The following is an 11,841-nucleotide window of genomic DNA, read 5'->3' on the forward strand; positions in this document are numbered from 1 at the left end:
GAGCGCCTCGGCCACCGGGCTCAGCGCCGCGGCGCCGACGATCAGCACGCAGCGGTGCTCGCTGCCTGCAAGGGACGCGGCCGGGGTCTCGCCCGCCTGCCCTTCGGCCTGCCAGCGAGCCACATAGCTCAGGCGGTCACTGGCGCTGGTGCCCGGCGCCGGGGCGTGCTCAGGCGCAACCACCGCTGTCGCTGCCGGCGGGGCCAGCGGCAACCAGAACCGTTCCCGGGCAAAGGGGTAGACCGGCACGCTGATCCGGTACGGCAGCGCCCCGCTGCGCCGGGCCAGGAGCTGCGACCAGTCGATGGCCTCGCCTGTGACCCAGGCCTGCAGCAGCGCCTGCAGTTCGCCGTTGCGGGCCCACTGCTCGTGCTCTGCCGCGCGCTCTGCCGCGCGCTCGGCATCGGCCCGGACGGCCGGGCGCTTGCCCTGCAGGTCGCCGCTGTACAGGCCGGGCTGCGAGGCGTCGGGGGCGTCGATGAAGCCGCGCAACCGGCTGGCCAGCGCGGCGGGGGAATCAACGATCAGGCCGAGTCGCGCCGTCATCATTTCCCGGCCGTGCTGCAGGGTGTACGCCAGGTTCGCCAGATCGGCGCCCGACAGCGCCGGCCGCGCCTGCACATAGGCCAACAGCGCCCGGGCATAGTCGACCAGGCGCGCCATGTCCCGGGCCGACAGCAGAATCACTTCGGCATCGCCGGCATCCGGCGGCTCGCGGTATTCGTCGTGTTCCTGGAGCAGCACGTGGGCGTTGGCGCCGCCGGCACCAAAGGACGACACCCCGGCAATACGCGGCCCGGCGCCTGGCGGGCACCAGTCGCCCAGGGTCTGTTGCAGGTAGAACGGCGTGGCCTCCAGCCGCAGGTTGGGGTTGAGGGTGGCGGCATGCAGGCTGGGCACCAGCTGCTTGTGCTTGAGCTGCAGCACGACCTTGCTGACCCCGGCGATGCCGGCGGCACCTTCCAGGTGGCCGATATTGGCTTTGACCGAACCCAGTGCACAGTGGCCCAGGGCCACGCCGTCCTGGGCGAACGCCTGGGTCAGGCCGCTGACTTCAATGGGGTCCCCCAGCTCGGTGCCGGTGCCATGGGCCTCGATGTAGCTGATCTGGCTGGCATCGAGCCCGGCCTGGTCGATGGCCAGGCGAATCACCCTGGCCTGGGCCTGGGGATTGGGCACGGTATAGCCGTTGGTCTTGCCGCCGTGGTTGACCGCCACGGCGCGGATCAGCGCATGGATGTTGTCGCGGTCGGCCAGGGCCTGGGACAAGGGCTTGAGCAGCACCGAGCCGACCCCCTCGCCCGGTACGAAGCCGTTGCCGCCTTCACCGAAGCTGCGGCAGCGGCCGTCCTTGGAGAGCATCTGCCCGGCGCTCAATTCCACGTAGTTGGACGGATGCAGGTACAGGTTAACCCCGCCGGCGAAGGCCATCCGGCACTCGCCCCGGCGCAGGCTTTCGCAGGCCCGGTGCAGCGCAGTCAGGGACGACGAACACATGGTGTCCACCGGTTCGCTGGGCCCGTTGAGGTCCAGCACGTAGGAAACCCGGTTGGCCGTGGAACTGAACGAGGTGCGCGGAAAGACCTGTTGGCCCTGCTCACGCAAGGCCGGCCCATAGAGGCCGTAGCCGGTCTTGGTGATCCCGGCAAACACCCCGACCTGGCCCTGATACTGTCGAGCCAGATCGGCCTTGGTGATCCCGGCGTCCTCCAGGCACTGCCAGCAGGACTGCAGGAACAGCCGCTCCTGAGGGTCCATGTTGACCGCCTCACGGGGCGAGATATTGAAAAACAGCGGATCGAAATCGGCAAAGCCGTCGATGAAACCGCCCCACTTGCTGTAGCTGCGGGCCTGCTTCAGCGCCTCGGCGACCGAGTCCACGTAGAAACCTTCGAGCGGCCAGCGCTGGGGCGGGATCTCGGTGATGCTGTCGCGGCCTTCCTTGAGGTTGTGCCAGTACTGGTCGAGATCGGCCGCCTGCGGATAGCGCCCACTGATCCCGATAATGGCGATGGGCTCGGCGGCGGCTGGAGCGGCTGGGGCTGGCGGCTGGGCCGGGGCCGACACGGCTTTGGGCTCCTGGCCGAGCCCGCTCCACACCAGGCAGGCACGGTGATGCTCGGCCACCAGGTAGGTGCTCAGCGCTTCCAGGCTGTGGTACTCGAAAAACAGCGTTTTCGACAGCAGGCGCTCTGCCGGACGCAGCGCCGGCATGCCGGCGAACACCTCCTCCAGCGCCCGGTTGAGGCGGATGATCATGATCGAGTCGATGCCGTACTGCTCCAGCGGCGCGTCGCTCTCGACCCGCTCCGGCGGCAGTTTGGTGACGGCACAGAACTGCGCCTTGAGTCGTTGCACAATCGCCGCTTTGAGCTGCCCACGGTCGACTGCCTGCTCCGGCACATCCGGTGCGGCCGCGGCCGCCAGCGCCTCGGTGGCGCCAAAGTGACTGCGAATCTGCGCCAGATCGCCTTCGATCACCAACAGCCGTGACAGGCCGGCCCTCAGCCCCTGTTGCAACGCCTGCAGGCCATGTACCGATTGCATCGGCACCATGCCGGTGTGGCGGCGGATATGGGCCTGGTCGGCGGCACTGACCTGCATGCCGCCATCGCGCCAGAGCGGGTAGTTCAGCGACAGGGTCTGGCCAAAGCGCAGGCCCTGTTCGACGCGCTGGTTGCGCAGCTCGGCAAACTGATCGAGGAAACCGTTGGCCGCGGCGTAATCGGCCTGGCCAATGCTGCCCAGTACCGCCGAGCAGGAGGAAAACAGCACGAAGAAGTCCAGATACAGGTGACGGCAGGCGCGGTCCAGCAGGTCGGTGCCCAGCACCTTGGCGGCGAACACCTCGACCATGTCCTGCGGGGTCTTGAGGGCCAGCAACCGGTCGCGGTTGACGCCGGCGCCGTGGAACACGCCGTTGAGGCCACCGTGGGCCGTGCAGATGCCGGCGATCAGCTGTTCCAGCGCTTCGGCGTCGGTCAGGTCGAGCGGGTGATAGGCCACGCGGGCACCGGCGTCACGGATCGCCTGCAACTGCGCCTGCTGGCGCGCATCCAGCAGCGAGCGCCCCACCAGGATCAAGGTCGCCTCCCGGCATTGCTCGGCAATCGCCCGGGCCACGATCAGCCCCAGCCCCCCGGCGCCACCGGTGATCAGGTAGACCCCGCGGTCTTTGTACAGTGGGCGGGCGCCGGCATCGCCGGCGGCGACATCGTCCGCCAGTTCCTGCCATTGCAGCTCCTGGTGTTCCCCGAGCAGGCCGATGCGCTGCAATACCGAGCTGGCGCGCGAGTGGCGGGCCGCAAGGAGCGCCGGCAGCAACGCCAGTTGCGCGGCGGACAACCCTTGGCCGGGCTCGGCCCTGACCAGCAGGCAACGGGCACTGAGCGCCGGTTGTTCCAGGCACGCCGTCTTCAGCAGGCCGTCGAGGCCGGCGTAGAGCCGATCCTGCGGTGTCTGTTCGGCGATCATCAGTTCCACGTGGACCCGGCCCTTGAGGGCCTGCACCCGCAGCATCAGCGCCAGTGCCAGCGCCTGATAGCAGGCCGCCGGGCCACTCCCGGCGCCGGCCAGCACTTCGCCGCTGATGCCGGCGGCAGCGCTCAAGGCTTGCAACTGCGCCACTTGCGCCGGGTTGAAGCCGACCCACAACAGCAACGACTGGCCCACGTCAGCCTCGGCATCGACGCAGGTGCCGAGCGGTTCCTGCCAGACCGGGCGGGCCAGGAACAGCCCACTGGCGGGCAGCTGCAGCGGTGCTGCTGCGGGCGCGTCAGGCTGCAACAGCGCATGGGGCGTCTGCTCGACCCAGTAGCGCTCCTTGGCAAACGAGTAGGCCGGCAGATGAATACGCCGGGCCGAACCGGCCGGCCACAGCGCCGCCCAGTCGATAGCGGCACCGTCCACCCATTGCCTGGCCCACTGCCCGCTGGCGTCGGTGACCTGCGTCGGCGCCTGGCCGTTGGCCAGACGCTGCAGTTCGCTGCGCAACTGCCCCAGGTCGCTGACCACCAGCGCCGCCCTCACCCGCATCGGCTCCCGGGCGGTCTGCAGGGTAAAGGCAATATGGCTCAGCGGGGCGTCGCCGCGCTCCAGCCACTGGGCCAGGGCCTGGGCGTTGTCGCGCAGGCTCTCGGCGGTCTTGGCCGACAGGGGAATAACCCGGCTGACGGCGTCCGGCGCCGTGCTCGCCTGGGTGATCGGCGGGTTCGAGTATTGGCCGATCACCAGGTGCGCATTGGTACCGCTGTGGCCAAAGGAATTGAGCGCGGCGAGCAGGCGCGCGCCGCCCGGGGCCTGCCAGGCTTGGGCCTGACGGTTGATGTAGAACGGCGAATGTTCGAGATCGATCAGCGGGTTGATCTGCTGGAACCCCGGCATGGCCGGCAAGGTGCGGTGGCGGATCGACAGCAGCACCTTGATCAGGCCGATGACCCCGGCCGCTGCGGCCGCGTGGCCGAGGTTGGCCTTGGCGCTGCCCAGCGCGCAGTAGCCCTGGGCGTCGGTCGAGTCGCGGAACGCGCGGATCAGGGCGTTGGCTTCGACCGGGTCCCCCAGCCGGGTGCCGGTGCCATGGGCCTCGACATAGCTGATCTGCGCGGGGTCGATGCCGTACCTGTGCCAGGTGTCGCGCAACAATTGCTCTTGCGCCTCGCCATTGGGCGCGGTGATGCCGTTGCTGACCCCGTCCTGGTTGATCCCCGAAGCCTCGATCAGCGCGTAGATCGGGTCGCCGTCGGCCTCGGCGTCTTCCAGGCGCTTGAGTACCACCATGGCCACCCCTTCGGAAATCACCGTGCCGTCGGCCGCCGCGTCGAAGGCATGGCATTGGCCGCTGGGGCTGAGCATGTCAATGGCGCACAGGCTGATCAGCCCGCGCTGGTCCAGCAGCGCATAGACCCCGCCCGCCAGGGCCATGCGGCTTTCACCGTGGCGCAGGCTTTCACAGGCCTGGTGGATGGCTACCGCGGACGACGAGCAACCGGTGTTGATCACCATCGCCGGGCCTTTGAGGTCGAGAAAGTAGGACAGCCGCGAGGCGATGATGGCCTCGGAGCTGCCGGTGAAGGAGTCGTGGTGATAACCGCCCGGCTCGGCACCGACGTACAGGCTGACCGCCTGCCCGGCCAGTGCCATGGGGTTGTACCCGGCATCCTCCAGGGCCTTCCAGCTTTCCTGCAGCACCAGGCGCTGATGCGGGGTCATCGACTCCGCTTCGTGGGGGGTGAGGTTGAAGAACAGCGGATCGAAGCAGTCGCGATCCTCGAGTATGCCGGCGCGGTTGCAATAGCTTGTGCCCGGCCGTCTGTCGGCGCTGTAGGCATCGGCCCGCAGGTAGTCCGGCCCCAGTGCCTGCACGCTGTTCTTCCCGGCCAGCAGGTTGTCCCAGAGTTGCTCGACGTTTTCGGCGCCGGGGAACTGCCCAGCCATGCCGATCACCGCAATCGGCCCGCCACCCGGCGGCGCCAGTGGGCTTGGGGTGTCGCCGCCGGCCAGTGCCGCGGCCATCACCGGGTTGTCCAGCGTCGCGCTCATCGCGGCCTGGGGCGGGCTCGCAACGCTCGCCAGTGCCTGGGCAATCTGCGGGCCATGGGCCTGTTGCAGGTAGCGGTGGAGCTTGCTCACGGTGGCCTGCTCGAACAGGATCGCGCTGTTGAGCTTGATCCCCAGCCGGTTGCCCAGTTGCTTGACGAAGCCGACTCCGAGAATCGAGTCCACGCCGTAATCGGAAAACGGCGTGCGTACCCCGATGCCCTGGGCATCGGCCTTGAGGGTCTTGGCCAGGGCCTCGATGATCACCTGCTGCAGTCGGTCTGCAACGTCTTCGGGGGCTGGGGTGCCGCTGGCAGGATGCTCGTTCACTCTGGACTCCTTGTCGGGTGCCGGCGCGGCGGGCCGGGGCGGCGCAAAAGCGGGCAGCGCCAGGGCGTCGCCGTGGGCGGTGATGATCTGTTGCCCCAGGGCGACTGACGCCGGGACATGCAGCTGGACCTGCTCGAAGCCGCTGCTCCACAGCAGCTCGAGCCAGGTCGGCTCGGCAATCAGCGGCGAACCGGGGATGCGCAGCGCCGGGTCCTCGTACAGCCACCAGCCATCGAGCAGGCCGAAGGTGACTGTGGCCGCGCAGGTCTTGCGATTCAGTTCGTTCAACGCCAGCAAGCCGCCGCTGCGCAACAGCGCGCGGACATGGGCCAGGGTGCTGCGCATGTTGGCGGTGGCGTGCAGCACGTTGGTGGCGACCACGATGTCATAGCCCTGGCCGCTGTCCGGGGGCTGGCTGATGTCCAGCAGCTGCGTGGTGAAGTAAGGCCGGCCGGCCGCGAAGCTGGCTTCGCCGTGCTGCAGGAAGGCCCGGGAGAGGTCGCTGTAGCAGTATTCGCCAAGGTGCGCGGCCCAGGGTTCCAGGGCGGCCAGCAATGGCGCCGTGGTGCCGCCGGTGCCGGCGCCGATTTCCAGCAGGCGCAGCGGGCGGTCGGGCTCGGCCGCCACCCACTGTTGAACCTGTGCGCTGACCTGGGCGGCCAGTTGCCGGTTGAAAAAGTCCGACAGGCTGTTGTGCCGGTAAATGCCCTCGACCTTTTCCATGGAACCGTCCGGAAACAGCAGGTCGGTGGCCTGGACCTGCCCAGTCAGGATTTCCGGCAGTTGCAGCAGGCACGTGTCGATCAGGGTCACTTGCGCCCGGCGCTCGGGGTCGGCGCAATACTGCTCGCGCTGGGTTTGCCAGGCCGCGAGGATCGCTCCATGGCGCGTGCGGGCAATGGTGGTTGCCACGGCAAAGTCTTCACCCTGCCGGCGCAGATAGCCGTGCTCCACCAGAATCGCCAGGCATTCCAGCCACCAGCGCCCAAAGCGCTCGCTGATACCGGCCTGCTGGCGCCAGTGTTCGGCGCTTTGCGCCTGGGGGGTCATGAAGATCCCCAGGGTCTGCAACTGGACCATCAGCAGCACGGCAATGGACTGGTCGAGTCGCTGCGGATCGAACAACTGCTGCAAGCGCTGGTGCTCGGCAGGGTCCAGCTCGATCCCCGGCAGCGCCGCGGGCGGCAGGGGCTGCGGCTGCAACTGCAAGGGCTGGCCCTCGGGCACGGCCATCAGTTGGCGCACGGCCGGCGAGGCCTGGAGGCACAGCAAGCGGCGCAGCGAACCGCTGGCCAGTTGCGCGACAAACCGGCTGAAACAGGCAAAGCCCTGTTCATCGTCGAGGGCGTCCAGGTGCTCGCTGACGGCCTGGGCCTGCAGCGAAGCGCGCCAGAACCCCCAGTTGATCACCCCGACCGGAAAGCGTGCCGCCGGGCCTATGGCCTCGGCAAAGGCATCGGCGAAGGTGATGCCGCAGGCATAGGCCGACAGCTTGGCCGCGCCGGAAAAGGCAAAGCCCTGTCCGGAGGAGAAATAGCAGAGGAAATCCAGCGGCTGCTCGGCCAGCGCCTGATAGAAGTTCAGGCTGCCACGGCTCTTGATGTCGAGAATCTGCTGAAACTGCGCCTCGCTGGTGTGCTGGATGCTGTTATCGAAATCAAAGACCATGGCCGAGAACACCGCGCCATTGATCCGCCCGTAGCGCTGATTGACCTGGGCCACGGCCTGCTGCAGTTGCGCCAGATCGGTGCCGTCCACCTGCAGGTAGTCGACCCGGCCGCGCAGGTGCCCGGCCTTCAGGCTCTGCTGCAGTTGCGGGTGGTCGGCAGGCTTGCGCCCCAGCCAGATCACCCGGGCCTGATAGTGCTCGATCAACTGGCGGCTGAGCACCTGCCCGATCACCCCGCTACCGCCGAGAATCAGGTAGACCCCCTGCTGTTGCAGCGCCGAGCGGCTGTTGCGAGGGTCCGCCAGTTGCAGCGGGCGTAGTTGCTGAACAAAGCGCCCGCCGCGGCTGAGCTTGACCGGCTCGCCGCGCTGCGAGGCCGGCTCGGCGAGGATCTGCGCCAGCAGGCGTTGCCGGCTTTCGGCGTTCTGCAGTTCGTCGAGGTTGAGGTCCAGTGTGCGCAGGTGCACCCGATGCTCGCTCTGGGCCATCGCATACCCCAGGCCGGTCATGCCTGCCCCCAGCGGGTTGCCCCGTTGCGGCGCGCCGGCAAAGGCGTAGCGGCCGAAGGACAACAGGAAACAGTCCAGGCCGCGGGCGTCGCTCGCTTGCGCGGACAATGCCTTGAACAGCCGCAGCAGCGGCAACTCATGGTGCTGCAGGCTGTCGGCCAGCGCCGAGGGCGCCAGTTCACCGGCCGTTGGCGCGCTGATCACCATCAGCTGCGCCAGCGTGCCCAGCGCCGGCAGAATCGACGAGAAGCCTGACGGATCGGCATCGCCGCAGTGCCAGTGGCCCGCCGCCAACAGCCGGGTCGGCCCCGGGCCGCAGTCGATCCGCAGCACCTGGCCAAGCTCCTGAGGATGCTCGGCCAAGGCTGCCAGCAGGCCCTCGGTCGCCTCGGCGGATTCGCCCAGGGTCACCAGCACCCGCGCTCCTGCCCCCGGCGGTGGAGCCGGTTCGTCGGCGGTCTGCGCCTGCCAGCCCGGCAGGTAGCAGCACTGGCTCAAGTCCTGCGCGGCGGGCACCTCGACCACGGCCGCATGGGGGGCTGGCGGATGGGCCAGGCCCGGCATCCAGTAGCTGTTCCTGGCAAAGGGATACCCGGGCAGGCTGATCCGCTGCGGCCGCCGATACGTGCCGTGCCCATAGAGCCGCTGCCAGTCGACGACTGCGCCCTGCACCCAGGCTTGCGCCAGTTCGCTCAGTTGCCGTTGCTCCAGCCACTGGTCGATCGGCAGCGAGTCGGCGCTCTCCAGGGCCGGGTCATAGGGGTCGCTATGGCCCTGAAACAGCGTCTGCGACTCTTCGCCAGCCAGCCAGCGCGCCAGCGACTCCTGCAACTGCGGCAGGGATTCAACCAGCAGCGCCAGCCGCTCGGCCATGGCGTCGCGCCCGGTCTGCAGGGTCCACGCCAGGTCGGCCATGGCGGTCCGGGCCGCCTCCTCGCCGGCCAGGAACCCCTGCAAGCGCAGCACCGACTCACTCAGGCGTTGCCGGTCGCGGGCCGAGAGCAGGATCAGCCAGGGGCCGGGCATGGCCATTCGCGGGTCGAGGCTGGGGCAATGCTCCTCGACGATCAGCGACGCATTGGCGCCACCGGCGCCAAAGGAGGACACCGCGGCCATGCGCGGCGCGCCCTCCACGACCCAGGGCGCCAGTTGCTGCTGCACGCGAAACGGCGTGCCCTGGAAATCGATCTTCGGATTGGGCTGCGCCGCGTGCAGCGACGGCACCAGCTGGCGGTGCTGCAGTTGCAGCAGCACCTTGCTCAAGCCCGCGATGCCGGCGGCACTTTCGCAGTGACCGATATTGCTCTTGATCGAGCCGATGGCGCAGTGGGCCGCACCGCCATGGGCAAAGACCCGGCTCAGGCCGCTGATCTCGATGGGATCGCCCAGCGCGGTGCCGGTGCCGTGGGCCTCGATGTAGCTGATCTGCCGCGGCTCGACGGCGGCCCGGGCCAGGGCTTTTTCCAGGACCCGCTGCTGGGCGCCGGCGCTGGGCACGGTGTAGCCGTTGGTCTTGCCACCGGCGTTGATCGCGCTGCCGCGAATCACCCCATAGATCCGGTCGCCATCGGCCAGGGCCTGGGACAGCGGCTTGAGCAGCACCGCGCCGACCCCTTCGGCGTCGACAAAGCCGTCGGCCTCGTCAGCAAAGGCGCGGCAGTGTTCGCCGGGCGACAGCATCATCATTTCGCACAGGCTCAGGTAGTGCCGGGGGTTGATGATCAGGTTGATGCCGCCGGCAATCGCCAGCCGGCAGCTGCCACTGTTGAGGCTCTCCACCGCCAGATGGATGGCCGTCAGCGATGACGAACAGGCGCTGTCGACCGCCAGGCTCGGGCCTTGCAGATCCAGCTGGTAGGACACCCGATTGGCAATCGACCAGTAGTTGCTGAGGGGGTTGTAGCTGCCGTTCATGACCCCGACAAACACCCCGACCTCGCCCTGTTGGTGCAGGGTCGCCGGGTTGTAGCCGGCGTCTTCGACACTGTGATAGGCCACTTGCAGGAACAGCCGCTCCTGCGGGTCCATCCGTTCGGCCTCGGTGCGCGAAAGGTTGAAAAACGCCGGATCGAACTGGTCGATGCCCTCGATAAAACCGCCCCAGCGCGTATAGAGGTGCCCGGGCAGCCCCTTCTCCTCGGCAAAATAGCGCCGCCAGTCCCAGCGCTCGCTGGGGATCTGCGCCACCGCGCACTGACCGCCCGCCAGGTTGTGCCACAGCTCGCCCATCGACTGCGCGCCCGGATAACGGCCGTCGAGGCCGATGATGGCGATGCGAGTGTCCGCGCCCGGCTCCGCTGCCTGCGCGGGCTGCCCAGGGGCGTCGGGGCTGACGCCGGTCTGCGGGCCTTGCGCCTCGGGCTGGCCCAACAGCCGCTCAAGCTCCGCCCCGCGGTGCTGGATAAAATGCTCGGTCAACGCCGCCAGGGTCGGCACTTCAAAGAACACCGCGCTGTCCACCGCGGCGAAATGCTCGCTGAAGGCGTGGGTCAGCCGCACCACCAGGATCGAGTCCAGGCCATAGTCTTCCAGCGGCCGGGTCAGGCTCATCCTGGCGGCGGGAATCTTCAGCGTGGTGCTGACCAGCTGGCGCAGGAACTCCGTGACCCGTTGTCGCCAGCCGTCCGCGGTGGTGCTCCGGGTCGGGCCCGCCAGCGGCGGCTGCGCAGAGTCGCGGAGCTCCTCGGCTGCCGCGCTGGGCGGCCGGCTCTCGGGCAGGGGCTGACGCACGATGCCGTCGCTCTCGGCCAGGATGATCTGCTGGCCCTGGGCATGGGCCTGCCGGGCAGGAAACAGCACCGGACCGAATCCCTCCTGCTCCAGCACCGCCTGCCACGCCGCCGGCGACAGCCCGGGGCACCCCGGCAGGCGCAGGGCGCCATCGCGATGCAGCCACCAGCCTTCGAGCAGGCCGAAGCTCAGGTGGGTGAACAGCGAGGCCTGGCTGATTTCATTGAGCATCAGCAAACCGCCCTTGCGCAGCACGGCCTTGGCGTTGCGCAGGGTCTGGCGGATCTGCGGGGTGGCGTGCAGCACGTTGGTCGCCAGCACCAGGTGATAGTGATCGGCGTCGATCCCCTGCTCGGCGCAAGGCCGCGAGACATCGAACAGCCGGGTGTGGAAAAACGGGTGATGGGCGGCGAACTGCTCGACGCCGTGTTGCAGGAAGGCCTGTGACAGATCGGTGTAGCAGTATTCGCCCAGCTGCGAGCACCAGGGCTCCAGCGCCGCCAGCAGGCCTGCCGTGGTGCCGCCGGTGCCCGCGCCGATCTCCAGGATGCGCAGCGGTTCGGCGTCTGCCGGGCGGCTTTCGAGGTGGGCCAGCACCGCCTCGATCAATACCTGATTGAAATAGTCGGAAATACGATTGTGCTTGTAGATCCCTTCCACCAGGCTCATCGAGCCACCAGGAAACAGCACGCCAGGGGCGCTCAGCTCACCGCGCAGCACCCCCGGCAAGCCCTTGAGGCAGGCGTCGAGCAACCCTGCCCGGGCCGCCAGATCGGGGTCCTGGCGCCATTCGGGCAAGCGCGCGTGCCACTGTTGCCACAGCGCCTCGGCGTCACCGCCGTCGACACCGGCCACATAGCGCAGGCTCTCGGCAAGCCATAGTTCCAGGTACCCCGGGGCGACCTGGCCGTGCCGGGCCGCCAGGGCTTGCAGGTCCTCGACGCGCCGTAGCTCGAGCCCCTGAAGCTGGCTCGCCAGCAGGCGACGGGCCAGTGCATCGAGTTCGCCCCAGGCGCTGGCGTTGGTCTGATGTGCGGCTGTTTGCATGCTTCAACTTCCCTGTGACGC

At 68.6% G+C, this 11,841-nt stretch carries 1 protein-coding gene (only partly in view); it reads right to left on the minus strand.

Going from position 1 to position 11,841, the window contains the following annotated elements; translation table 11 throughout:
• Positions 1-11,820, minus strand: the 5' portion of a protein-coding gene (locus L1O02_RS15860; RefSeq protein WP_235758251.1) for an SDR family NAD(P)-dependent oxidoreductase. It extends 3,057 nt beyond the left edge of the window; 11,820 of the gene's 14,877 nt are visible here — the first part of the coding sequence; its start codon is at positions 11,818-11,820; its stop codon lies off the left edge, out of view.
• Positions 11,821-11,841: the final 21 nt, after the last annotated feature.

Source organism: Pseudomonas sp. BC42, assembly GCF_021560055.1.
Classification (GTDB): Bacteria; Pseudomonadota; Gammaproteobacteria; order Pseudomonadales; family Pseudomonadaceae; genus Aquipseudomonas.